This window comes from Shimia sp. R9_3 (assembly GCF_017743755.1).
Lineage (GTDB): Bacteria > Pseudomonadota > Alphaproteobacteria > Rhodobacterales > Rhodobacteraceae > Shimia.
Map to the genome: position 1 here is coordinate 85,163 of NZ_JAGHRP010000003.1, position 24,656 is coordinate 109,818.

Below are 24,656 nucleotides of genomic sequence, written 5' to 3' on the forward strand. Positions count from 1 at the left end.
GTTTTTGCGGTTTTGCCTATTGCGGCGCATGGGTTGGCGCCAGTGCCGCACAAATCTTGGACTGCAGGGAGGCATTGCCCGCCACAACACCCGCAAGCCGGGGATCGGGATTGTTGAACATCAGGGGATTTCCGTGCCGGTCAGAGGTCGCCGCACCGGCTTCACGCAAGATCAGATCGCCAGCGGCGATGTCCCATTCCCATGTCGGGCGCAGGGTCAGCATGGCGTCAAACCGGCCCTGTGCCACCAGCGCCATGCGATAGGCCAGCGAGGGGCGATAGCCGCGATTGAATTCCGGAGGCGCGTCTCTCCACAGCGCCGCCTCCATCGCGGGCCGGGCCGCCAGAACCTTGGCTCCGGCGAGCTCTCCGGTGGTGGCCGCTTGGATCGGTTCGCCGTTCAGTGTCGCACCTTGGCCCTTTTCCGCGACATAAAGCCGGTCCCGCCGCGGCAGATAGACCACCGCTGCGGTCACTTCGCCATGTTCCGCAATCGCAAGCGAATGGGCCCAGGTGTTGGACCCTTCAATAAAGCTGCGGGTGCCATCAATCGGGTCGATGATAAAAACCTGCGCGTCCTGCACCCGGTTGCCTTCATCAAGTGACTCTTCGCTCAGCCAGCCATAGTCGGGCCGCGCCCCGCGCAGCTCCCGCTCCAGCATGTCATTCACCGCCAGATCCGCCTCGGTCACGGGGCCAGCGCCCTCCGGCTTATGCCAGGTCTTTGCGTTTTGCCCGTCATAGCGCTTGGCAATCTCACCTGCCTCCAGCGCCGCATCGATCAGGAGCTGAAGGTCAGGCGCCGGCAAGGGTCATCCCTTCCACCAGCAATGAGGGCACCTCGCGCGACAGGTAGCCGCGCGCATCATTGGCTGGCACGATATGGCGCAGCATGTCATGCAGGTTCCCGGCGATGGTGCATTCATTCACCGCATAGGCGATCTCGCCGTTCTCAATCCAGAACCCGGCCGCCCCGCGTGAATAATCCCCGGTTGTCGGGTTGATGGTGGAGCCAATCAGCGATGTCACCAGCAGGCCGCGCCCCATGTCTTTGATCAGCGCCTCACGCGACTGCGCGCCTTGGGTCAGCGCCACATTCCAGCTGCTCGGGGAGGGCGGGCTTGAAACGCCGCGCGCGGCATTGCCGGTTGAGGCCATGCCCAGCTTGCGCGCATTGGCCAAATCAAGCGTCCAACCGGTCAGCACGCCTTTGTCGACAATCGCGCGTTTCGCGGTGGGCAGCCCTTCCGCATCAAACGGGCGCGAGCCGGAGACACGCGGGCGCAGCGGATCTTCAATCAGGGAAAGCGCTTCGGGCAGAACCTGCTGGCCTTGCTTTTCGCGCAGCCAGCTTGAGCCACGCGCCACCATGGCCCCGTTTGCTGCCGCCAGCAGATGCCCGACCAACGACGAGGAAATGCGCTCATCAAACAGCACCGGGAAAGCCCCGGTTTCTGGCTTGCGCGCGTTCAGGCGGGCGATGGCGCGCTGTCCGGCTTCGGTGCCGATCTCGGAAGCGGAGCGCAGATCGCTTTGAAAAATGCGCGAATCTCCGTCGTAGTCGCGCTCCATGGCCTCGCCGGTTCCGGCAATCGCAGTGGTGTAAACGGCGCGGCTGCTGCGGTCATATCCGCCGGAAAACCCGTTGCTCGCCGCCAAATGCACGGTTGTGTGGCTATATCCGCCAGTGGAGGATTGCACCTGCGTCACGCCGTCGACCGCCATGGCCGCGGCTTCGGCTGCCAAAGCATCCGCCTGCAGCGCATCAGGCGCGGGCTCGGCAGTTGGATCACACAGCTCAAGTGCAGCAATATCAGGGTCGCGTACAAGCTGGTCCGCCGCGGCCAGTCCCACATAAGGATCCTCGGGCGCTTCTTTGGCCATGGCCACCGCCCGCTCTGCCATGGTCGCAATGCTTTCCGGGCGCGTGTCGGAAATGGACACATTGGCCTGACGCTGCCCGATCAGCACACGCAGCCCGAGGTCCACCCCCTCAGAGCGCTCGGCCTGCTCAAGCTTGCCTTCGCGCACTTCGATGGACACCGACGTTCCAGAGACCACCATCGCATCCGCCGCTTCCGCACCGGCTTTCTGTGCGGCCTCCAGCATCATTCCTGCAAGCGTTTCCGGTGTCTGCGACATATCCTGTGCCCCTTTTTGAGTTTGTTATCAGGTAGTCGCCCTGACGCAGCGACGCAAGCGCGTTGGCCTGGCTCAGTTGCGCCGCAAAACCTGGAACGCGGCAGAGGCCAGCCATCCTGCGGCAATCGCAATAGCCAATGACATGATCCCGTAAATCAAGGGTTGATTGCGCGACAAATCATAGAGCCAGCGCTCAAGTCCCACCTTGTTTACGTTGATCACCGTCTCAAACTGAGACACCACCTTGCCATCCCGCGTCAGGAAAATGCGCGTGGGATAGTCGCCTTCCGTCAGGTTGGCGGGCATCTGGATTGAGGTGCGAAACAGGGTCTGTTGCTCGATTTCCACGGTGTTTTCGCGCAGCTGATACAGGCCTTCATCGGTGCGGATCCGGATCACCGCTTCGCTGAAGCTTTGGGCGTCCTCCACCTCCATAGGCGCGCCCACAGAGCGGATCGCGCGCGGGATCGACACTTTGTGGCGCTGGTCTTCGACGTTGGAAATCGCTTCTGTGAACGGCGCTGAGGTGGCCACCGCATAAAAGCTTGGGGCGGCGTCAATCTCCACCGCATCGGTGTTCACCCAGATGCCAAACTTGCGCTCCTTGCGCCGCACGGTAAGCGGGCTGGACGGGCCGGACACGGCAATCACCACGTCCAGCGGCTCTTCCGGAATGGGGGTTTCGCGTTTCACCGCACCAAACAGCAGGATCTCAGAACCGTCAAAATTCGTGGTGATCGCCACCTGATCCTGGCTCAGACCAAGCACCACTTCCTCAGCGCTCAGCGCGCTGGCGGCAAGGGCAAAGCAGAAAGAGAGTATCCGCAGCATCAGTGACCCTCCACCGCGCCAAGCGAAAAGAGCTCGCTGGGTTGTAGCAGCAGGTCCAGCGCCAGTTTGGCACAAACCATAATCACCAAAAGCGCCAGTAGAATGCGCAGCTGTTCGGCCTTCAGGTAGGTGCCAAGCCGCGTGCCAATCTGCGCGCCAATCACACCGCCCACCAGCAACAGAACCGCCAGCGCGATGTCCACGGTGAAGTTGGTGGTGGCGTGCAAAAGCGTGGTGAAACCAGTTACAAAGATGATCTGAAACAGCGAGGTGCCCACAACCACTTTGGTTGGCATCCCCAGCAGATAGATCATCGCTGGCACCATGATGAACCCGCCGCCAACACCCATGATGGCTGACAGGATGCCCACCAGAACGCCCACCATCATTGGCGGGATCACAGAGATGTAGAGACCGGACACACGAAAGCGCATCTTCAGCGGCAGACCATGCACCCAGTTGTGTTTCTTGCGTTTGGGTGGCCCGGCGTTCTTGCGCGATTTGCGGATCGCATTGAGGCTCTCGATGAACATCAGAGAGCCGATCACACCCAGAAAGACCACATAGCAAAGCCGCACCAGCAGATCGACCTGGCCCTGCGACTTCAGATAGTTGAACACCACCACGCCAAGCGCGGCCCCTATGAGACCGCCGGACAGCAGCACCGTGCCCATTTTGAGGTCCACGGTTTTTCGCTTCAGATGTGCCAGCACACCACTGAACGAGGAGGCCACAATCTGGTTTGCTTCCGTCGCAACCGCAACGGCCGGCGGGATGCCGATGAAAAACAAAAGCGGCGTCATCAGAAAACCGCCGCCAACCCCGAACATCCCCGAAAGAATGCCCACCATGCCGCCCAGTCCAAGCAGCAGGAATGCGTTGACGGAAACTTCGGCGATGGGGAGGTAAATCTGCATAATTTTTGATAGCGCTACAGGGCTCTCAAAAGCAACCTGCCAGCGTCGATAAAACGCTGGCAGGACAGATCATTGACCGAAAACTGGACTTATCGTCCGGTTGCGGATTTAGCGCTCTTTGACGTAGGGCTCGCCGCTGGCACGTGGCGGGATCGCCTTGCCGACAAAGCCAGCGAGGATCACCACGGTCAGGATATAGGGCAGCGCCCCCAGGAGCTGCACCTGAACCTTGATGCCGGAAACATTCTCGATAATGTCCGGACGCAGCTCCAGGGCCTGGAACAGGCCAAAGAGCAGACAGGCCCAAAGCGCATAGACCGGACGCCATTTGGCAAAGATCAGCGCCGCAAGCGCGATAAAGCCACGACCGGCGGTCATGTCTTTCACAAAGCCCGCCTGCAGAGCTGAGGAGAGATAGGCCCCGGCCACACCGCACAGCACACCGCAGATCAGCACAGCCGCATAGCGCAGCCAAACCACGGAAACGCCTGCCGTATCCACAGCTGCCGGGTTTTCCCCAACCGCGCGAAGGCGCAGGCCAAAGCGGGTGCGGAACAACAGCCACCAGGTGAAAGGCACCGTCAGCAGCGCCAGATAAACAAGGATCGAATGGCCAGAGATCAGTTCGGAGTAGAACTGCTGCAGCGGGCTAGCCTCTGCGATCAGCTGGCTCAGCGGACGGCCTGCGGCTTCCGCGTCCGTGGGGCCAATTGCAAACGGCAGCTCAATCGGGTTGAAGCGCGCGGCCCCTTCCAGAGGTGGCGTGCGGCCCCCTTGGCGGAACCAGCTTTGCGCCGCCAGAACGGTCATGCCAGCCGCAAGGAAGTTGATCGCCACACCGGAAATCAGCTGGTTGCCACGGAAGGTGACAGAGGCCAGCCCGTGGATCACCGCGAGAATGATCGACGCGCCAATCCCGGCCAGCAGGCCAACCCAGGCATTGCCGGAGTAATAGGCGAATGCGGCGGCAAAGAACGCCGCTGCCAGCATTTTGCCCTCAAGGCCGATGTCGACCACGCCGGAGCGTTCGGAGTAAAGGCCTGCGAGACAAGCCAGCAGCAGAGGTGTTGCCAGACGCACAGATGTGTCCAGCACCTGAAGCAGTGTCAGAAAGTCCATCAGGCGTTCCTCCGGCGCAGCGCGATAAAGAGTTTCTCAAGCGGGTGGCGCACCATATTGTCCAGCGCGCCGGTGAACAGGATCACCAGAGCTTGAATCACCACGATCAATTCACGTGGGATGCTGGTCCAGAGCGCCAGTTCCGCGCCGCCCTGATAGAGGAAGCCAAACAGGATGGCTGCGAGGAACACGCCAAACGGATGGTTGCGCCCCATCAGCGCCACCGCGATGCCGATAAAGCCCGCGCCTTCGGTGCTGTTGAGGATCAGACGTTCGCTTTCGCCCATTGTGGTGTTCACAGACATCATCCCGGCCAGCGCACCGGAGATCAGCATGGCGATCACGGTGATGCGCACTGGGCTGATACCGGCGTATTTGGCGGCCGTTTCCGATTGGCCAAAGGCACGGATTTCATAGCCAAGCCGCGTGCGCCAGATCAGCGCCCAGACCACAAAACAGGCAATCAGCGCGAGGAAGAAGGTCACGTTTGCAGGGGCACCACGGAACATGGGTGTCTCTGCGGTGGAGAACATATCCTGGAAAGACGGCAGATGGGTTGCATCCGGGAACTTGGCGGAGGCCGGGTCCATCGCGCCCACGGGCCGCAGCATTTCCACCAGCACATAGTTCAACAGCGCCGCAGCGATGAAGTTGAACATGATGGTGGTGATCACGATGTGACTGCCACGCTTGGCCTGCAGATAGGCCGGGATCAGCGCCCATAGCGCGCCAAACAGCGCCGCACCCACAGAGGCACCGAGGATCGACAAAGACCAATGGGGCCAGGGGATGTAGAGGCACACCAGCGCCACGCCGAGGCCCCCCAGCATCGCCTGGCCTTCGCCACCGATGTTGAACAGGCGCGCATGGAACGCGACCGATACCGCAAGGCCGGTGAAGATGAAGTTGGTGGCGTAATAGAGCGTGTAGCCCCAACCCGCCGAGCGCATCAGCGCCCCGTCGATCATCAGTTTCAACGCTTCAATCGGGTTTTCGCCAATGGCCAAAATCACCAATGCGGAGAAAAAAGCCGCCAATAGCAGCGAGATAAGGGGGATCAGGACGATGTCAGCCCATTTAGGCATCTTATCCATCGGCGTGGACCTCCTGTTCAGTGGTGTCATTGCCGCCGTTGCCTGCAACTGCGGAGGTGTCGGTGATCCCGGCCATCAGAAGGCCCAGCTCTTTTTCATTGGTGTGCGCCGGATCGCGCTCGCCCATGATGTGGCCGTCAAACATGACCGCAATCCGGTCAGAGAGGGACATGATCTCATCAAGTTCCACAGACACCAGCAGGATCGCTTTGCCCTGATCGCGCAGGTTCACGATTTGCTGGTGGATGAACTCAATCGCGCCGATGTCCACGCCGCGGGTTGGCTGGCCAATCAGCAGAAGGTCCGGATTGCGCTCGATTTCGCGCGCCAGCACGATTTTCTGCTGGTTGCCGCCAGAGAAATTCTTGGCCGCCAGTTTCGGATCGGGCGGGCGCACGTCAAAGCGCTCCATCTTGGCTTCGGCATCCTCATAGATGGCTTTGTTGTCCATCAGAACGCCGTTCTGGATTTCCGGTTCCAGGTGATAGCCAAACACGGTGTTTTCCCAAGCGGAGAACTCCATGATCAGGCCTTCACGCTGGCGGTCTTCCGGCACGTGGCTCACCCCGGTCGCGCGGCGCGCCTGTCCGTCAGCGCCATGGCCGCTCAGCGGGATCGGCTCCCCGTTGACCAGAATGGTGCCGGTGCCTTCGGCATAACCGCCAAGCACTTCCAGCAGCTCGGATTGGCCATTTCCGGCCACCCCTGCGATCCCGACAATTTCACCAGCGCGCACATTGAGGTCGATGCCTTTGACACGCTCAACGCCCGCGTCATCCACAACGCGCAAGCCCTGCACATCCAAAATTGTGACACCCGGCTCCGCCGGTTTTTTGTCAACGCGCAGAAGCACTTTGCGACCCACCATCAGCTCGGCGAGCTCTTCAGGTGAGGTCTCCTTGGTCTTCACCGTGGCGGTCATCTGACCGCGCCGCATCACCGAAACAGTGTCGGTGTATTCCATGATCTCACGCAGCTTGTGTGTGATCAGGATGATGGTTTTGCCCTCTTCGCGCAGCCGGTCCAGAATGCGGAACAGCTGATCCGCTTCGGCTGGGGTCAACACGCCGGTCGGCTCGTCCAGAATAAGGATTTCCGCTTTGCGATACAGCGCCTTGAGGATTTCCACGCGCTGCTGATGGCCCACAGAGAGGTTTTCAATCACCGCATCCGGATCCACGTTCAGACCGTATTCATCCGCCAGATGCTTCAGTTCGCGGCGCGCATTGCCCAAAGAGGTGTTGAGCATCGCGCCGTCTTCGGCCCCCAGAATGATGTTTTCCAGAACCGTGAAGTTCTCCACCAGCTTGAAGTGCTGGAACACCATCCCGATGCCTGCGCTGATGGCGGCTTGGCTGTCCGGGATCGGGGTCTTTTGTCCCTTGATAAAAATCTCCCCGGCATCCGCTTTGTAAAAGCCGTACAGGATCGACATCAGCGTGGATTTCCCCGCGCCGTTTTCGCCGATGATGCCGTGAATGGTGCCAGGCTGCACCGAGATCGAGATATCCTTGTTGGCCTGAACAGGGCCAAAGGCTTTGGATATGCCTTTTAGTTCAATGGCAGGCGCCGTCATTCAGGCTCTCCCAGTCCTGCGAAGCCGACCATGCGCGTTGCGCGCCCGTCGGCGTCAAGTTCCACGAAATATTGGCCAAGCTGCTCTTTGCCGTCGGCCATGCGAAAGGCAACGGTCACCCTGTGGTGGCCTTTGGTCTCGCTGGTTCTGACCACCTGCGCAGTCGCGCCGGGGGCATATTGCGTGAACATGCCGATATAGCTGCTCAGCGCGTCCAGATCAGAAATCGTCTCTGGGGCATTGGGATCGCAATAGGAGAAGTTTTCAGCCATGACGTCGGCTAGTGTGGCGCTGCGTGTGTTAGCGTCTGCCTCTGCCCAGGTGGCGAAGAAAGCGGTCACGTAGTCTGGCATGAACTTGTCCCCCTTTTACGTTTTAGGGGCCGCACCGCCATGGCACGGCCCCCTTAAAGAGCTCCGGGATGGATCCCGGGCGCCTGTTATTCCACTGGGCAGCTGTTGTCACTCATGTAATCGTGCACAGCCAGCTCACCGGAAGCAATTTTATCGCTTGCTGCATCAACTGCGGCAGCCATGTCCGCAGAAACCAACTCAGCGTTGTATTCGTCCATCGCATAGCCGACGCCGCCATTGGCCACGCCCATCACGTTGAAGCCGGTTTCCAGCGCGTCACCCGCTTTCATGGCTTCGTAAACCGCGTTGTCCACGCGCTTCATCATGGAGGTCAGGACTTTGCCTGGGTGCAGGTGGTTCTGGTTGCTGTCCACACCGATGGAGAGGATGCCCTCATCCGCTGCGGTTTGCAGAACGCCAACGCCGGTGCCGCCTGCCGCTGCATAAACAACGTCCGCACCCTGGCTGATCTGTGCTTTGGTCAGCTCGGAGCCTTTTACCGGGTCATTCCATGCGGCAGGTGTTGTGCCGGTCATGTTCTGGATCACGGTTGCGTCCGGGTTCACCGCTTTCACGCCCTGAACGTAGCCACAGGCGAATTTACGGATCAGCGGGATGTCCATGCCACCGATGAAGCCCACGGTGCCGGATTTGGACGCCTGCGCCGCCATCATGCCGACAAGGTAGGAGCCTTCGTGCTCGTTGAACACAACGGAGCGCACGTTTGGCGCGTCCACAACCATGTCGATGATGGCAAATTTGGTGTCAGGATAGTCGCCCGCCACTTCGCCCAGCACGTTGCCGAAAGCAAAGCCTGCCATCACGATTGGGTTGGCACCGGCTTCTGCAAAGCGGCGCAGAGCCTGCTCACGCTGTGCTTCAGACTGCAGTTCGATCTCGCGGAAGCTGCCGCCGGTTTCTTCTGCCCAGCGGGTTGCGCCGCCAAAGGCCGCTTCGTTGAAGGATTTGTCGAACTTGCCGCCGAGGTCAAAGATCAGCGCCGGTTCTGCCACGGCTGCACCCGCAGAAAGGGCCGCAGCTGCCGCAGCGCCAAGAAATTTGTGCATCAGGCTCATTTAAGTCTCCCAGTGTTGAGCGGGGCGGTCGTTTCGTCGCGAGTGCCGTCCCGTCTATTGTTCATGTCCCGCCGGACCATCATGTAACTAAGGCGATTGATACCGAAGCGGTCAACTTTAATTTGACCATTTGGCCAAAAAGGTGACATTCGAATCAGGCCCCCGATCAGTTTAGCGCCTTTTTTAGGAGGCATGCAGCGATTTGCTGCCCGTCTGTGCGTGTGTAGTAGCCGGGCCGCGTGCCATATATTTCGTAGCCGCAGCGCTCATAGAGCGCAAGCGCAGCTGCGTTGTCCTCCGCCACTTCCAGAAAGCTTGTGACCGCCCCGCGTGCGCTGGCTTCCGCCTCGTATTTTTCTAATAATAACAAGCCGAAACCACGCCGCCGGGCGTCGGGATGTACGGCCACTGTCAAGAGTTCGCACTCGTCTGCCACCGCACGGCCCAAAGCGAACCCAGCGTCAACTGAGACAAAAAACACCAGTTGAGACTGAAGCAGTCCGCTTATTTCTTTGGCATCCCAGGCGCGGCTGTCTGTGAATGCGGCGCTGTGTACGGCCGCCATGGTCTCAGGCGTCATGGCGGATCACTGATCCAAAATGACCGGAGCAGGGTCCTTGGGCGGCGCCGCGTCAGCAGGCTTGATGTAGAGCGGTGCCGGGGCAGGCGGGCTGTCCTGATAACGTTTTGCCGCCAAGCGGGCGATCTGTTCCACCAAGCTGTCCGGCTTTGGAGTCGCCAGTGCCAGGTCCTGCGCGATGTCATTGAGCTCTTCTTCGGTCGCGAGATAAGGCACTTCTCCTTTGGGAGAGAGATAGCCTTGCCCGCGCGGTCCGGGCACAACGGGTACAGCAGGGTGGTCTAACCCGGCTTCAATCGCGTCAAAGCTGTTCACGCCCACCGCTGGAATACCCAGCCCGAGCGCGAGGCCCCGCGCGGCGGAGACAGAAATACGAATGCCGGTAAAATTGCCGGGGCCAACACCCACACCAATCGCATCCAGATCGGCAAAGCTCTTGCCGCCTTCCGCCAAAACCTCTTCCAGCATCGGCATCAGGCGCTCCGCCTGACCGCGCTTCATCTCTTCGACCTTAAAGCCGATGATGTGCTCACCAGACAGCAAAGCGGCCGCGACATGCGCGGCCGATGTGTCAAAACTCAGGACCAGTGGGGCCGTCATGGGTAGAAATTACACCGCGACCGGACGCACTTCGGTCACTTCAGGAATGTAGTGACGCAGCAGGTTCTCGATACCCATTTTCAGGGTCAGCGTAGAGGAGGGGCAGCCAGCGCAAGCGCCCTGCATGTGCAGGTACACAACACCGCGGTCAAAACCGTGGAAGGTGATGTCGCCGCCATCCTGAGCCACTGCCGGACGCACGCGGGTGTCCAGAAGCTCTTTGATCTGGCCTACAATCTCGCCATCTTCGCCGGTGTGCTCTGCGTGACCGGAGGGGGCTGTTGCCTCACCTGCCATCACAGGCTGGCCAGACTGATAATGCTCCATGATCGCGCCAAGGATCGACGGTTTGATGTGATCCCACTCAATGCCGTCCGCTTTGGTCACGGTCACAAAGTCATTGCCGAAGAACACGCCCGCAACGCCATTCACTGCAAAGATGCGGGTCGCCAGAGGGGAGGCTGCCGCGCCATCCGCAGTCGGGAAATCGGCGGTGCCCATTTCCAACACAGTCTGCCCGGGCAGAAACTTCAGCGTTGCAGGGTTCGGGGTGGATTCCGTTTGAATGAACATTGGCAGACCTTTCCTATCAAGATTTGATATGCGCCTGCGGTTGTGATTAGTCAAGGTTTAGATTCATTCTAAAGTAAACGTGGCGACCGCTGCGCAAGTGATGGCAGCGCTCGCCAGACTTTAAGGTGTCGGGCAGCCCAAAACGCGCAGCTGCGCGCGTGTTTCCGCGCTCAGCACTGCATCGGGTTTCACGATGGACCCGTCCACCCCGCAAATACGCACCTTGTCTTGGGTCATCACATCGCCGCGTTGCTCTGTGTAAGACGACAGCCCACTGCCTGCGACAGTGTAATGCCCGGTGGCAGAGACCACGGAAAAATAGCCCTCCGCGAGCACCAGCGCTTTAGGAGCGTCAAACACGCCAAGACGCATATCGCGCACCTCAAGCCCGTCGCGCTGCGCTGTGCCATAGACCCGCAGGATCTGCCCCTCTGTCGCATGTTCCGGGCGCGGCCCGTTCATGGTCACGGCGCCCAATTTCCATGATGGGGTGCCCTCAGGGGGGGGAGCATAGCTGCCCTGCACGCTGGCCTGCGCCTGCGGGGGCACCACTTCAATGGCGGTGGCGATCACTGTTTCGCGGTTCCAAAAACCGCTCACGGCAATCCAATCGCCCACGGCCACCTCAGGCGCGCGCGCATCTTTCAGGATGCGTGCGCCCATCACCACAAGCGCATCTGGATGCACCTCACTCACAGGGCCGACAATCGGATGCACCTGCGTGATCGCATCCGCGGCCCAATGATCGCCGTCCCTCTGCACAGCCACGGCCACGGTTTGCCCGGGCCGCAACGTGCTGGCCGGTTTGGAGCCAGCCGCAGAGCTCACCTGCATATCGGGCGCAAAGGTGATGCGCTGCGTGTTCACGATGATGCTGCCCAGTTTGACAATTTCGCCGACAATACCCGTGCCGGTGAGACCGCCTTCACGCGCCTCCTTTTCTTCGCCAGCAGAGATGGGCAGGGCGCTGCTGGCTATCACAAACGCGCATAATGCGCTCAGTTTCAGAAAACCGCTCATGTTTTGGTGTCTTCCTCGGAATTCTTCTCGGGGGTGGCCACGCCTTCTGGCGTGGAAGTATCGGTCGGATGTATCGGCGCAATGAAAGCACCGGTGACAAAGCGGCCGTTTGCCAACTGCCCGGACGCATCGTCTTCGCTTTGCAAGCGGTGCGCCATGGCGTTGAGCGTCTCAAGATAGCTTTGTGCCATCTTGCGCGCCTCTGCTTCCAGCGCGGCAACCGAGCTGGCAGAGAGGTGAGAGTAGCGCAGCACCTGATCAAACTGGCGCGGCGCACCGGGCGGGGACAGCACGTTTTCCGTGGCAATCCGCAAATGATCCCCCACCGTCGCCTCAAAGGCATCAATCGCCGCATCACCGGATTGCGCCACAAAGGTCGCTGACAGCAATTCTAGCTGCCCATCCGGATGGCGTTTGATCAGATCCTGTCGTTCAAGCTCTGACAGGACGGTGGCTGCCGCAAGGTCGACCTTGCTGGCTTTGATCAGCTCGTCAAACCCCGGTGCATCGGGTCGGCCCTTGCGCGGCAGCAGGCGCGGCTGGCCTGCCGCATCGCAAAAAGGCAGCTCCTGAGACCAGGTCGTCAGCACCAAAGCGATTCCCCGTGTGGGAATCTTTTTCGTCTGCCCGCTCTCAATTTCAGCGCGCAGCCGCTTAACATCTTTGCGGTGCACGCCGGTGCGCAAACTCACCTGACTGTCGGTGGCGCTCTCATCTGACAGCCCTTCTGTCACCAAAGCACGTTTCAGGGCTTCGGTGGCTGTTTGCACGTCCAAATTGTTTTTGATCAGCAGTTTAGACAGGGGTTTCAGCAAGGCTGAGAGCGCGCGTTCCATCCTGTCTGTCGTGGTGCTTCGTGTCGTATTTCCCATTCCAAGTCCCAAAAATCCCCGCAAACATATGCGCTTTTTTCCACTGAGAAGAAAGGAAATTCACGAAAACGTGAGTTGTCGTGGGAAAAATTCCCATAAACATTTACGTGAGCATAGCGGAAGGACAGCAGAATGCACAACTTGGCCCAGAATTTTGAAAACGGGTTCTCCCTCTCTTTGACAAAAGACGGCGCACCCCTCGCAGAAGAGACACCAGACATCCCCGGCGATTGGTTCACCCGTTTCGGCTTTGGCCCGCAGGTCGCGCCACGCTTTGCCTCTGTGCTGGCAGGCTTTGCGCATTACGCCGCGCTACAACCGGAGGCGGTTGCGCTGGAATGCGAAGGCGAAACCATGACCTATGGCGCGCTGAATGAGGCGTCTGATCGTCTGGCGCAGAAGCTGCGCGATCTTGGCATTGGCCAACAGGATGCGGTGGGCCTCTATCTGAAACGCTCCATTCCGATGGTTGTGGGCATTCTGGCCATCATGAAGCTTGGCGCGATCTATGTGCCGCAGCACCTTGGCGTCGCCACCGAGAGCGCGCTGCGCCATATATCCGCCGTCACCAAAGCCAAGGTTGTCCTGACACTGGAGGCCCGGCAGGGCGAAGTCCCTCTGGAGGAGGGCCAGCACCTTCTGGCGATCGAGGAGGTGATGCGGGATGCCTCTTTGCCGCGCCTGAGCGAGATGGCGGATCTGCAAGGCGATGACATCTGTATGGTGCTTTTCACCTCTGGCACCACAGGGGTGCCCAATGGGGTGCAGGTCACCCATCAGAACCTCGCCAACATCCTTCTGACCGCGCCGGGGGATCTGGGCATGCGCCCCGGTCTGCGCGTCGGGCAAATTCTCTCCATCGCCTTTGACATGGCGGCTTGGGAAATTCTCGGATGCCTCTCAAACGGCGCAACACTGGTGATCCGGGGCTGCGATATTCAGGCCACCGCTGAAACCGTGGACATTCTGATCGCCACCCCCTCTATCCTTGGCTCCCTTGACGCCACCGCCTGCCAGCAGGTCAAAGCCGCCGCCGTGGCGGGCGAACCCTGCCCGCGTCCCTTGGCAGACAAATGGGGCAGCTTTTGTGATTTCTACAACTCCTGCGGCCCAACCGAGACCACCATCATTAACACCGCCATGCGCCACCACCCCGAGAAGGCCGATCTGACCATCGGCAAGCCCACGCCCAACAACACGGTCTATATCCTTGATGAGGCGTTGAACCCGCTGCCATTTGGCGCGACCGGAGAAATGTGGGCCGGAGGGGATTGCGTTACGGCGGGCTATCTTGCCAATCCGGAGCTCAACGCACAGCGCTATCGCCTTGATCCTTTCCGCCCCGGCCATCTGATGTTCCGCACCCGCGATCTGGGCGCCTGGACCGAAACCGGAGAGCTGCTGCATTTCGGGCGTGTCGATGATCTGGTGAAGATCCGCGGCTTCCGGGTGGAGCTTGATGGTGTTTCCCGCGCTCTGGAAGAGACCCCCTGCTGTGAACAGGCGGTGACCCTCAAATTTGATGACCGCACGCTGGTCTCCTTCGTCAGCCCCGCAGATGTCTGCCCCAAAGAGGCGCGCGCGCGGGTGGAAAACAAATTGCCCTACTATTGTGTGCCCAAAGTGGTGCTGCCCATGGCGGATCTGCCCAAAACCCCGCGCGGCAAGCTCGACAAACGTTTGCTGCTGCAGCGCGCCGAAGAGGCGATCCGCCTCAGCGGTCAGGAGGCAGCGGAATGACCACGCAGACCACCAACATCAAGCCGACTCGCCGCTTCAACTTCCGAAACATCACGCGGCACCCCTCTCTGATCGAATACCGTCGGCTCGCCGCTGTGGTCGCCATCGTGAACCTCTGGGTCTTTGTGCAGGGCATCACGGGCGGCGTTTGGCAGAGCGCGGAAGGCTTTCACACCGCTGCGATTGCGCAGGTGGCGCTTCTGAACTTCACGCTGACGATCCTGATCCGACAACAGCGTGTGGTAAACCTGCTGTTCTGGCTCGCCACACGCATCCCCACCAGCTGGCCGCTCTGGATCCGCTGGGGCGCGGGCAAGGTCTTCCACTTTGGCGGGCTGCATTCCGGCGGCGCGGTGGCCGGTTCGATCTGGTTTGCTTTCCTGCTCTTTGCTCTTGTCTCAAACGCGCTGAACGGCACCGGCGGGGTCTCGCTGCAGACGCTATGGCTGACCGGCATCATGGTGGGTCTTATGACCCTGATGATCCTCTCGGCCATCGGCCCCATCCGTCAGAAGTTTCACAATCGCTTTGAGCACATCCACCGCTTCGCAGGCTGGTCTCTTCTGGGGCTGTTCTGGCTCCACAATGCCTCCATGCTGCGCGATGCGGGACAGCCGATGACCGAAAGCCTCGCCTTCTGGCTGCTCTGCGTGCTGACGCTGTCGATTGTCTCGCCGTGGCTGACTCTCAAGAAGGTGCCAATCGAGGTGGAAAAGCCCTCCAACCACGCGGTTGTGGTCCGCTTTAACTATGGTGACACCCCCTTTGCTGGCTCCTCCAACGCGCTCAGCCTCAGCCCGCTGCGCGAATGGCACTCCTTTGCCAACATCCCCACCCCCGGGGAGGCAGGCTACCGTCTGGTGATCAGCCGGGCAGGGGACTGGACCGGGCGCTTCATCGACACGCCCCCCAGCCACGTCTGGGTCAAAGGCATCACCACTTCGGGCGTGGCCCGCATCGAGGTGCTCTTCAAAAAGGTGGTCTATGTCGGCACGGGCAGTGGCATTGGCCCGATCCTGCCGCATCTTTTGGCCCATGAGGTGCCCAACAAGCTGATCTGGTCCACCCGGTCGCCGCGCAAAACCTATGGGGATGCGCTGGTGGATGAGATCGAAAGCAACACCCATGATCCGCTGATCTGGGACACCGATGCCCGCGGCAAACCCAACCTCTCGGCCCTTGCGCTTGAGGCGGTGCGCCAGACCGGAGCAGAGGCGGTGATTGTGATCTCCAACCAGAAGCTCACCCAACAGGTGATCTACGACATGGAACGCGAAGGCATCCCCGCTTTCGGTGCAATTTGGGATAGTTGATATGCGTGATGATGTCCAAGGCTATAAAACCATTCTGACAGAGAAGGTGGGGCGTGTTCTGACGATCACGCTCAACCGGCCCAAGGCGCTGAATGCGCTCAACTCTCAGGTTCTGGAGGAGGTGCTGGATTGCGCCTCCATCCATGACACCGACCCCGACATCGGCTGTATGGTGTTCACCGGCAATGCCCGCGCTTTTGCGGCGGGGGCAGATATCGCCGAACTCAATGTGCAGGATTATGGCTCCATGTATGAAACCGCCTTTTTTGCGGGCTGGGATCGCTTTGCATCCCTGCGCACGCCAAAGGTGGCGGCGGTCTCAGGCTATGCGCTGGGCGGCGGCTGTGAGCTGGCCATGATGTGTGACGTGATCCTTGCCTCAGAAACCGCGCGCTTTGGTCAGCCGGAGGTTAAAATCGGCTGCATCCCCGGCATCGGCGGCACACAGCGGCTGACCAAACTTGTGGGCCGCGCCTGCGCGATGGATATGATCCTCACCGGCCGCATGATTGACGCACCCGAGGCGCAGGCCATCGGTTTGGTCAGCCGCGTGGTGCCTGAAGAGGATCTGCACAGCACCGCGCAGGAGGTGGCCGCGACCATCGCAAGCTATCCCAAAGACATTGTCATGATGGCGCGCGCCTGTGTGAATGAGGCCGAAGAAGTAGGGCTCAATGCAGGCCTGCGCTTTGAGCGGCAAATGTATCACGCCCTCTACGGCCTTCCGGCGCAACGCGAGGGCATGACCGCTTTCCTTGAAAAGCGGCCACCCAAGTTCAGGTAGAAGGCGCTCAAACCCCTTTCCTGCAGGGGTAGAACACACAAGGAGAGCTGCAATTCCCAAGGACAATCAGGCGCATTTGTGGTACATACTAAGAGGCGATTTGCCGTTTGAGGCACTTTGCGTTTTACCTGCTGCATGCGGTCAGATTTTGGCATGCAGTCCTTGGGAAGAGCCGTGACCAAGGAGTTTTTACCAAACGCAGAGTGCTCTGAAACGCTTTTAGTGATTTTGATGTGCGTGAGGAGTGCCGTTTGGAAGGCCTCGTTAGTTCTTGTTCACAATGCGATACAGAGAACCCGGTTGGCGCCAATTTTTGCCAACACTGCGGGAACTCGCTGCGACTGGCGTGTTCAAACTGCGGCCACCAGACCACGCCGGGTGCGAAATTCTGCACCAATTGCGGCACTGCGCTGGGGGACGAGGCGCGGGAAGATCTGCTGAGCGCCACACCCGCACCTCAGGATGCGATCTTTAAGGTGCCAACAACCCCGCCACCGGAGGATGTGGCAGAGCGGCGATTGCTCACGGTCCTGTTCAGCGACCTTGTCGGCTCCACCGCCTTGTCTGCCCAGCTCGATCCCGAAGACTACCGCGATCTGATCACCCGCTACCGCACGCTGGTGGAAACCGTGGTCGACAAATTTGGCGGCAAGGTTGCCAATTTTGCCGGAGATGGCGTTGTGGCGGTGTTCGGCTATCCGGTGGCCAAAGAGGGCAGCCACTACGCCGCCGCCGTCTGCGCGCTGGAAATCAACGACCGTGCCGCAGAGATCGCAAGCGCGCTGAACGACAGCTCCGTCAGCACACAGGTGCGCCTCGGATTGCACACTGGCCCCGTTGTGGTCGGTGCCGCCAACAGCGCCTCTCTGGATGAAAAAATGTGGCTCTTCGGGGATACGCCAAATGTCGCCGCGCGGGTGCAGTCCGCCGCCAAGGTTGGACAGGTGGTGGTGACGGAGGTGACACGCAGATTGATCGGCGACCGGCTGGAGTATGCCTCGCTTGGCAGCCCGGAACTCGCCGGTGTCGAAGCCCCGCTGGAGCTCTTTTCTGTGTCGATCAGCCACGGCGTCTTTCAGACCCCACGCAGGGAAGTCTTGCAAAGCGACACGCCGATCATAGGACGCGGGGCAGAGATCGCTCTGGTGAAGTCGCGCTGGGATGACGCGCTGGAAGGTGACGGGCAGGTGCTTCTGCTCACCGGAGACGCGGGTGTTGGCAAAACCAAAATCGCCTTTGCGCTCAATCAGGATATCAGCAAGGGCACCTTCAGCAGCCTCACTTTCTTTGGCTCGCCCATGCACCAAAGCAGCGCGTTTTTTCCGGTCAAAAACGCTCTGGCCTCCGTGATGAACCTCACCCCCGGCGCCGAGGCGTCTGACAACCGGGCGCAGGCCATCGCCTTCATGCAAAAGCTCGGCCTTGATGTCACCATCAGCGGCGCGCCGGTCCTGCGTCTCATGGGCTTTGATGAGGAAACCGGCAGCTCCGCCCCGATGGCACCAGAACGGGAAAAAGCCGCCCTTGTTAGCGCGCTCTTGCAAATCTGCTGCGCGATGGAGGCGGAGCACCCGCTGCTCCTGCTTCTGGATGACGTGCACTGGATGGATGCCTCCACGCTGGATTTTGTCGATCAATGGATCGCCCGGCTTGCGGAGCGGCGCTGTCTGATCCTGATGACCGCACGCGGCGAATTTGACTCCCCCTGGCGCAACCAGCCCCATGTCACCACGCTGGAGCTCAACCGCCTTGGCCGCGCCGACACCTTCAAACTGGTGGAAAGCATCGCCGGGATGCGCCCACCCACCGCCATCCTCAACCAGCTTGCAGAGCGCACCGACGGCGTGCCGCTCTTTGTTGAAGAACTGACCAAAATGGCGATGGAGACCGGCCTCTTTGAGGATCACTCCCAAAGCACCGCCGAGCTGTCCCTCGCGATCCCGGAATCCCTGCAGGACTCGCTGATGTCACGTCTGGATCGGCTCTCCGCCAGCCGCGAGGTGGTGCAGGTCGCCGCTGCAATCGGGCGCGTCTTTGGGCATGACATCCTGCGCGAGGTGCTGGACTGGGACGAGCTGGAAACCCGCGACGCGCTGGATCAGCTTTTGGAGGCTGAACTGATCGTGCCCGCTGGCCTGCCGGGCGATGTGCAGTCTTACAAATTCCGCCACGCTCTGGTGCAGGATGCGGCCTATCAATCCATGCTGCGCGCCACAGCGGCCAAATGGCACGGTCGGATTGCCCGCGTGCTCGACACAGGCGACCCCAGAGAGCCGGGGGCAGAGCCGGAAATCCTTGGCTATCACTACCAAAAGGCAGGCAACTTTGCCAAAGCCGAGGGCTTCATGCTCTCCGCCGCACGGCGCGCCACCTTGCAGTCCGCCAATGTCGAGGCGATCTCTCATCTGCAGAACTCTCTGGAATGCCTGCGCGAGCTGCCACCGTCCCAAGAGCGTGATCACCGTGAGATCGATCTGCAAATCCTGCTCGCCGTGCCTCTGGCCTTTGTGCGCGGCTATGCCCATGAAACCGTGATCACCGCCTATGCCCGCGCACAGGAGCTCTGCCGCCAATACGGTGAAATGGAGCGGCTCTTCAAAGTCATCTACGGCCAGTTCCGCTCCATGATGCTGGGGGGCGAATACGCCACCTCACAAAACAACGCAGACCGGCTGGTCTCTCTGGCCCGCGATCTTGGCAGCCCGATGACACTGGCCGCGACCGAGCGCTCTATGGGCGCATTGCAGACCTATTTGGGCCACCCGCACAAAGCCATTTCCTTTCTGGATGCCGGCATCGCCGTGGATCTGACATTGGAGGACCGCAAGCGCGGGCTGGATTTTGATGTGGTGGATCTGTCCGTCGCGCTCAACGGCTATCTCGGCCTGTCGCGCTGGCTCGCAGGGGATGTGATCGGCGCCCGTGAGGCCAGCGAGCGCTGCCTTGTTCATGCCGAAGAAACCGCGCATCCTTTCAGCGTGTCCTTTGCCAACGCCTTTGCCGGATGGCTTGGGCAATTCAGCGGCGATGAGGCCCGCGTGGCCGAAACCTCCGCCCGCCTGATCACCCTGTCGGAAGAATATTCCTTCCAGTTCTGGCGCGGCTGGGCGCGGGTGATGAACGGCTGGGCGCAACGCCACGACCCACAGGTCAACGCATTGGCCGAAATCCGGCTTGGCTTGGATGAATGGCGTGAGACCGGTTGTCGCCTTGGCCTGAGCTATTTCCTCTACCTTTACGCCGACGTGGCGCTCTTGCGTGAGGAGTTTGATCTCGCCGAAGACCTTTTGGCGGAGGCCAATGATTTTGTGACCATCAGCGGGGAGAAATTCTGGGTGGTCGGACTTGCCGGATTGCAGGGGCGGGTGGCGCTGGCCAAAGGCAATCGCACCGCGGCGATCACCCATCTGGAGCGCGCCATCGCGCTGGCGTTTGAGATGGGCCACCACGGGGCCTTGCCCTCTGCCGTGGCCGATCTCGCCGCCATCCCCTCGGCGGCAGACAGGCTGCGCGACGCAAGCGACAACATGAAAACCAAGCTTGGCAAAGCCAAGGCCAAAGACCCGGCCCTGACCCAGGCGTGGAAAGCCTTGGCCAAACTGGCCACCTGAAACAGGGACAAGACGGAGAGAAGATCAAGCACATCGTCAGCCGCCAGAAAGGTGGCGCATAGGGAGGGACCAATGACAGACGACAGCCAGACTGAAAACCCGTGCAAACAGATCAATATCGCGGGCGTGATGCCCAAGCTGCCCAAAGAGTTTGACACCTTCCCCTTCTTCTACGCCTCCCTGCAATGCCAATGGATGTACTGGTACACCGACCCGGACGTCGCCGAAGCCTTTGTCAAAGGCACTGGTCTCTGCGTCGCCAGATTTCCCGATGGAAAAGGCAACGACAAAGCTGTCATCCTTCTGAATTTCCAACGCTACACCGCGCATTACGACAACTCGCTTGGCTTTGTGAACGAGGTGGAATTCAACCTTCTCGCCTATCCGCAAAACCGTGTCCCCGGCGTGCCGCAAGTCTCGCTCTGGGAGTATCTGCACGGCCGCGATCAAACCAAAACCATCGGCCATCTGCGCGTGCATGTGGCCGCTGACAACGCCATGGCGGTGAAAGCTGGGCGGGAGGCCTTTGGCGAGCCGAAGTTTCTGGGCCACTTCAATTACAAAGTGCCCGCGCTCAATGCCAAGATGAAGGGCACTCCGCCCCGGCAAAGCAAGAAATGGTGGATACAGCTGGTCAATCCCGATGATCCTGAAACCATCGTCTACGATCTGAGTGCCGATTTCGGCCTGCTGACCGGTGATCAATGGGCGATCACCAATTGCACGCCGATCCCCGAATTTGCCACCGGCTTGGGGCGTACGGTCTGGACCCGCTGGACCATCTCCGGCCTGTTTGAAACCGCCTTGTTGACCGACGACGCGGGGCAGGAGATCGCCAAGACCTTCGAGCTCAAGCTCGGGGACAATGACTTTCCCATGACGCGGGACATGCACAGGCTTTTCACCGATATGACGCCCGTTGCCATTCAGGTGTTTGAAAGCCCGCCCGCCTGTTTTGAGCCGCGCGGCTTTTACGTCGACGCCATTGACGGAGACCGCCATGACACAGTCTGATCCCGCCTTTGACGCCTTCCTCACCATCAGCGCGGTGCTGACCGGTTATTCCCCCGCCGAATTGCAAGGCACCGGCTGCGCCCCCGAATATTGGCATCAATTTCAGCAGGTCTTGTCAGAGGAGGTCCGCGAGAGCTTTCTCGCGGGCGCTGCCAAACTTGGATGCAATGACCCGGACGCCGTCGTGCGCGACCACTTCCTTTCAGACAAATGCCACGGCCCCGTCGCCCGCGCCCTGATCCAGCTTTGGTATCTCGGCGAGTGGTCCCCGCTGCCTCAGGACTGGACCGATGCCTACGGCGCATCGCGCTTTGACACCGCGCGCATCCTCTCCAGCCGCGCTTATAAGGAAGGCCTCGTCTGGGATGCCATCGGCGCGCACCCTATGGGCGCCAAACAACAGGGCTTTGGCGCTTGGGCCATGAAGCCTCCTGCGGGGAGGGCCGGATCATGAGCGCTGATGTGTTTGAAGAAGACCGGTTTTATGATGTGGCCATCGTTGGGGCGGGCATTGCCGGCGGCATTGTCGCCAAAGAGCTCGCCGCCGCTGGCCAGACCGTCCTTATTCTGGAGGCGGGCGCAGACCACGGCGAAACATGGCAGACCTACCGCAGCTATCTTGACCAATATTACATGTCGATGGCCAAGACCCCCAATTCACCTTATCCCAATCTGCCCACATTGCCTTCGCCCTCGGTGCTCGACATCACCGCCGTGCGCGGCACCCAGCCCGACACCAACGGCTATTTTGTGCAGAAAGGCCCGTTGCCGTTTGGCAGCAACTACCTGCGGGCCTACGGCGGCACCATGCTGCATTGGCTCGGCACCAGCCTGCGCATGATGCCTGCCGATTTTGAGATGCAGACCCGCTTTGGCAAAGGGGTGGACTGGCCGATCTCCTATCAGGATCTGCGCCCTTACTATGAGCGTGCCGAGTGGGAGATTGGCGTTTCCGCCGATGTGAACGAGCAGACCCCCAAGGCGCTGGGCATCAATCCAACCCAGCCGGAGGACAACGAAGGCTACTTCGCCCAGGGCTACGAATACCCGATGCACCCGATCCCCTCGTCTTATGTGGATGGGTTCTTTGCCAAGGCCGATGATATGCCGATCAACATCGGTCATGATGATGGCCCGGTGCATCTGAAGGTTTCCAACACGCCGCAAGGGCGCAATTCGACCCCGCGCAGGCCCAAAGAGAAAGATGGAACATTTCCGGTGGGCGATGAGACACGCGCGCCTTTTTTGCCGCGCGGCGCAACCGGCGCTTTTGCCTTCATGGGCCAGCGCTGTGAGGGCAATTCCAGCTGCATCCCGATCTGCCCCATTCAGGCCAAATACAACGCCATGAAGACGCTGGGCGATGCGATCCATTTGGGCAAAGACCGCCTGCGCAAGGTCACGCAAGCCGTGGTCTCCAAAGTCGAAGTGGGAGAGGATGGCAAAGTCTCAGGCATCATCTACAAGAAGTACCCGTTCCCGGGCGTGGCGCAGTTTGATCTGCGCCGAGTGCGTGCCCGCCAATATGTGCTGGCCGGTGGCGCGGTGGAGAATGTCACCTTGGCGCTGGCCTCAAACCTCTGCCGCAGCAGCGGCGAGCTCGGCCGCAACCTGATGGATCATCCTTACATGATGTGCTGGGGCGCGGCGCCGGAGCCTGTTGGCGCCTTCCGTGGCCCCGGCTCGACCTCTTCTTATGCGAACTTCCGCGATGGCAACTTCCGGGGGCGCAAAGGCGCGTTCCGTCTGGAAATCGGCAACTGGGGGTGGAACTTCGCGGCGGGCTCTCCAAATGCGGATGTGGCGCGGCTTGTGGAGCAGGACAACCTCTATGGCACCGCCCTGCGTGACAAACTTTACCATGATGTGCAGCGTCAGGTCCGCCTTGGCGTCTTAGTCGAGCAGCTCCCGCGCGCCTCAAACCGTGTGACAATTGATCCGGCCTACCGCACGCCGATGGGCGATTTCCGACCGGTGATCGCCTATGATCTGGATGACTACTCCCGCGCCGGTCTCGCCGCCGCACGCGATGTCTGCAAACAGATCTTCCAGCGCCTCGGCGTGGAAGACCACACCGCCTATGATCCCAATTCCGCAGGCTATTTCACCTACAATGGCAAGGGCTACACCTTCTGGGGCGCAGGCCACCTTGTCGGCACCCACCGCATGGGCACGTCGCGCGACACCTCTGTCACCAACAGTGTGTCCCAGACGTGGGATCACGAAAACCTCTGGATGGTCGGCTGCGGCTCCATGCCCACCATTGCCACCTCCAATCCCACTCTGACCCTCGCCGCTCTGGCCTTCCGCGCGGCCGATGCGCTCAAAGCGGCGCTGAAACAGGAGGCTGTTGCATGACACAGGATCTCTCCGCCGCCCGTCACGAGCTCTGCACCCTTCTGCAACAGGCACTGATGTTGGAGCTCTCCACCATCCCGCCCTATGCCACGGCGCTCTATTCGATCCTGCAGGAAGGGCAATACAACCGCTCCGATCCGGAGCTGGTGAATGCCGAACCGATCGAGGTCATCCGGCAGGTCATGGTTGAGGAAATGCTGCATATGGTGCTGGTCGCCAATGTGCTGAACAGCATCGGCGGCACGCCGCAGATGACCAACCCCGACCTCTTGCCAACCTACCCGCATGCTCTGCTCGGCGGGCGTGGCCCAACGGTGCATCTGCGCCGCTTCACGCCGGATCAGATCAAAACCTTCCGCCAGATCGAAACCGCCCCCGAAAGCCCCTACCCGGGGGATCACGGCGATTATCACACCATCGGGGGCTTTTACATCTTCATCAAAACCCGCCTCAAAGACATCTGCGACACCTTCGGCGTTGAAGCGATCTTCATTGGCGGAGAAGACCGCCAGATCAGCAATGATGACTACTACGGGGCAGGGGGGCATGTGATAGACATCATCGGCTCTCCAGAAGAGCGCTGTGCCGCCGCGATAGAGGCCATTGATGAGATCATGGAGGAGGGCGAGGGCGCCTGTCTCGGCCATCGCGCCGGCGACAATGATCCCATCCCCGGCCCAGCAGACCACGAAGACGTCGCGCACTACTTCAAGTTCAACGAAATCCTGCACAGCCGCTACTATCACCCCGACGATCCCGCCGACGGCCCGCCCACGGGCAAAGACCTGATCGTGGATTGGCGCGCGGTGTCTCCGATGCGTGATGACCCTGCGCAGGATCACATTGCGGGCCGAAAGGACATCGAAGCCATGTCACACGCCTTCAATTTCACATGGTCCAAGCTGCTCAGAGGGCTGGAGCGCGCCTTTAACGGCGAGCACGCGGCGCTGCGCCAACTGGTGCCGGTGATGTATGACCTCAAGTCAGACGCCATCAAGCTGATGCGCACCCCGCTGCCGGATGGCTCCGGCGAAACGGCGGGGCCGACGTGGACCTATCTGCCAGATTGCGGCGCGTAGAGGCG

22 protein-coding genes are annotated in these 24,656 nt (G+C 60.5%); 8 read left to right on the forward strand and 14 right to left on the reverse strand.

What is annotated here, in order from left to right; translation table 11 throughout:
* Positions 1–16 precede the first annotated feature (16 nt).
* From J7412_RS09235 to J7412_RS09300, 14 genes are all read right to left on the reverse strand, one after another.
* Positions 17–808, reverse strand: coding sequence for a 3'(2'),5'-bisphosphate nucleotidase CysQ (locus tag J7412_RS09235; RefSeq protein ID WP_209078407.1), 792 nt, complete (start codon positions 806–808; stop codon positions 17–19).
* A complete protein-coding gene (locus tag J7412_RS09240; RefSeq protein ID WP_209078408.1) occupies positions 795–2,141 on the reverse strand; it encodes a TldD/PmbA family protein in 1,347 nt (448 codons plus the stop codon). The genes J7412_RS09235 and J7412_RS09240 overlap by 14 nt, the downstream gene beginning before the upstream one ends.
* 72 nt (positions 2,142–2,213) lie before the next feature.
* Positions 2,214–2,972, reverse strand: a complete 759-nt coding sequence (locus J7412_RS09245; protein ID WP_209078409.1) for a TIGR02186 family protein — start codon at positions 2,970–2,972, stop codon at positions 2,214–2,216.
* A complete protein-coding gene (locus J7412_RS09250; protein WP_209064658.1) occupies positions 2,972–3,889 on the reverse strand; it encodes a sulfite exporter TauE/SafE family protein in 918 nt (305 codons plus the stop codon). The genes J7412_RS09245 and J7412_RS09250 overlap by 1 nt, the downstream gene beginning before the upstream one ends.
* A 108-nt stretch (positions 3,890–3,997) precedes the next feature.
* Positions 3,998–5,008, reverse strand: a complete 1,011-nt coding sequence (locus J7412_RS09255; RefSeq protein ID WP_209078410.1) for an ABC transporter permease — start codon at positions 5,006–5,008, stop codon at positions 3,998–4,000.
* On the reverse strand, positions 5,008–6,102 hold the full coding sequence (locus J7412_RS09260) for an ABC transporter permease (protein ID WP_209078411.1): 1,095 nt from the start codon (positions 6,100–6,102) through the stop codon (positions 5,008–5,010). The genes J7412_RS09255 and J7412_RS09260 overlap by 1 nt, the downstream gene beginning before the upstream one ends.
* Positions 6,095–7,678, reverse strand: a complete 1,584-nt coding sequence (locus tag J7412_RS09265) for an ABC transporter ATP-binding protein (RefSeq protein WP_209078412.1) — start codon at positions 7,676–7,678, stop codon at positions 6,095–6,097. The genes J7412_RS09260 and J7412_RS09265 overlap by 8 nt, the downstream gene beginning before the upstream one ends.
* On the reverse strand, positions 7,675–8,031 hold the full coding sequence (locus J7412_RS09270) for a molecular chaperone GroEL (RefSeq protein ID WP_209078413.1): 357 nt from the start codon (positions 8,029–8,031) through the stop codon (positions 7,675–7,677). Before J7412_RS09270 ends, J7412_RS09265 begins: the two co-directional genes overlap by 4 nt.
* 86 nt (positions 8,032–8,117) lie before the next feature.
* Complete coding sequence (locus J7412_RS09275) at positions 8,118–9,107, reverse strand: BMP family ABC transporter substrate-binding protein (RefSeq protein ID WP_209078414.1); 990 nt, start codon at positions 9,105–9,107, stop codon at positions 8,118–8,120.
* Between the two features lie 166 nt (positions 9,108–9,273).
* Positions 9,274–9,687 (reverse strand): GNAT family N-acetyltransferase, encoded by a 414-nt coding sequence (locus J7412_RS09280; RefSeq protein ID WP_247743854.1) that lies wholly within the window; start codon positions 9,685–9,687, stop codon positions 9,274–9,276.
* 6 nt (positions 9,688–9,693) lie between these two features.
* Positions 9,694–10,287, reverse strand: coding sequence for a tRNA (adenosine(37)-N6)-threonylcarbamoyltransferase complex dimerization subunit type 1 TsaB (gene tsaB, locus J7412_RS09285; RefSeq protein ID WP_209078415.1), 594 nt, complete (start codon positions 10,285–10,287; stop codon positions 9,694–9,696).
* A gap of 9 nt (positions 10,288–10,296) precedes the next feature.
* The gene (locus J7412_RS09290; protein ID WP_209064673.1) at positions 10,297–10,860 is read right to left on the reverse strand and encodes a NifU family protein; all 564 of its coding nucleotides are present in this window, start codon (positions 10,858–10,860) and stop codon (positions 10,297–10,299) included.
* A gap of 120 nt (positions 10,861–10,980) precedes the next feature.
* On the reverse strand, positions 10,981–11,880 hold the full coding sequence (locus tag J7412_RS09295; RefSeq protein WP_209078416.1) for a DUF5666 domain-containing protein: 900 nt from the start codon (positions 11,878–11,880) through the stop codon (positions 10,981–10,983).
* Complete coding sequence (locus tag J7412_RS09300) at positions 11,877–12,716, reverse strand: DUF6502 family protein (protein ID WP_209078417.1); 840 nt, start codon at positions 12,714–12,716, stop codon at positions 11,877–11,879. Before J7412_RS09300 ends, J7412_RS09295 begins: the two co-directional genes overlap by 4 nt.
* Before the next feature lie 168 nt (positions 12,717–12,884).
* Here J7412_RS09300 and J7412_RS09305 point away from each other — a divergent pair, with 168 nt between their 5' ends.
* The 8 genes from J7412_RS09305 (at position 12,885) to J7412_RS09340 (ending at position 24,651) form a co-directional block, all read left to right on the forward strand.
* The gene (locus J7412_RS09305; protein WP_209078418.1) at positions 12,885–14,492 is read left to right on the forward strand and encodes an AMP-binding protein; all 1,608 of its coding nucleotides are present in this window, start codon (positions 12,885–12,887) and stop codon (positions 14,490–14,492) included.
* Positions 14,489–15,805 carry a hypothetical protein gene (locus J7412_RS09310; protein ID WP_209078419.1) on the forward strand — a complete coding sequence of 439 codons (1,317 nt, stop codon included), beginning with the start codon at positions 14,489–14,491 and terminating at the stop codon, positions 15,803–15,805. The genes J7412_RS09305 and J7412_RS09310 overlap by 4 nt, the downstream gene beginning before the upstream one ends.
* 1 nt (position 15,806) lies before the next feature.
* Positions 15,807–16,589 carry an enoyl-CoA hydratase-related protein gene (locus tag J7412_RS09315; protein ID WP_209078420.1) on the forward strand — a complete coding sequence of 261 codons (783 nt, stop codon included), beginning with the start codon at positions 15,807–15,809 and terminating at the stop codon, positions 16,587–16,589.
* 251 nt (positions 16,590–16,840) lie between these two features.
* The gene (locus tag J7412_RS09320) at positions 16,841–20,200 is read left to right on the forward strand and encodes an adenylate/guanylate cyclase domain-containing protein (RefSeq protein ID WP_209078421.1); all 3,360 of its coding nucleotides are present in this window, start codon (positions 16,841–16,843) and stop codon (positions 20,198–20,200) included.
* A 72-nt stretch (positions 20,201–20,272) separates the two neighbouring features.
* On the forward strand, positions 20,273–21,214 hold the full coding sequence (locus J7412_RS09325; protein ID WP_209078422.1) for a hypothetical protein: 942 nt from the start codon (positions 20,273–20,275) through the stop codon (positions 21,212–21,214).
* Positions 21,201–21,668: a hypothetical protein gene (locus J7412_RS09330; RefSeq protein ID WP_209078423.1), complete on the forward strand. Its 468-nt coding sequence runs from the start codon at positions 21,201–21,203 to the stop codon at positions 21,666–21,668. The genes J7412_RS09325 and J7412_RS09330 overlap by 14 nt, the downstream gene beginning before the upstream one ends.
* Positions 21,665–23,572: a GMC family oxidoreductase gene (locus J7412_RS09335; RefSeq protein WP_209078424.1), complete on the forward strand. Its 1,908-nt coding sequence runs from the start codon at positions 21,665–21,667 to the stop codon at positions 23,570–23,572. Before J7412_RS09330 ends, J7412_RS09335 begins: the two co-directional genes overlap by 4 nt.
* A complete protein-coding gene (locus tag J7412_RS09340) occupies positions 23,569–24,651 on the forward strand; it encodes a ferritin-like protein (RefSeq protein WP_209078425.1) in 1,083 nt (360 codons plus the stop codon). Before J7412_RS09335 ends, J7412_RS09340 begins: the two co-directional genes overlap by 4 nt.
* Positions 24,652–24,656 lie beyond the last annotated feature (5 nt).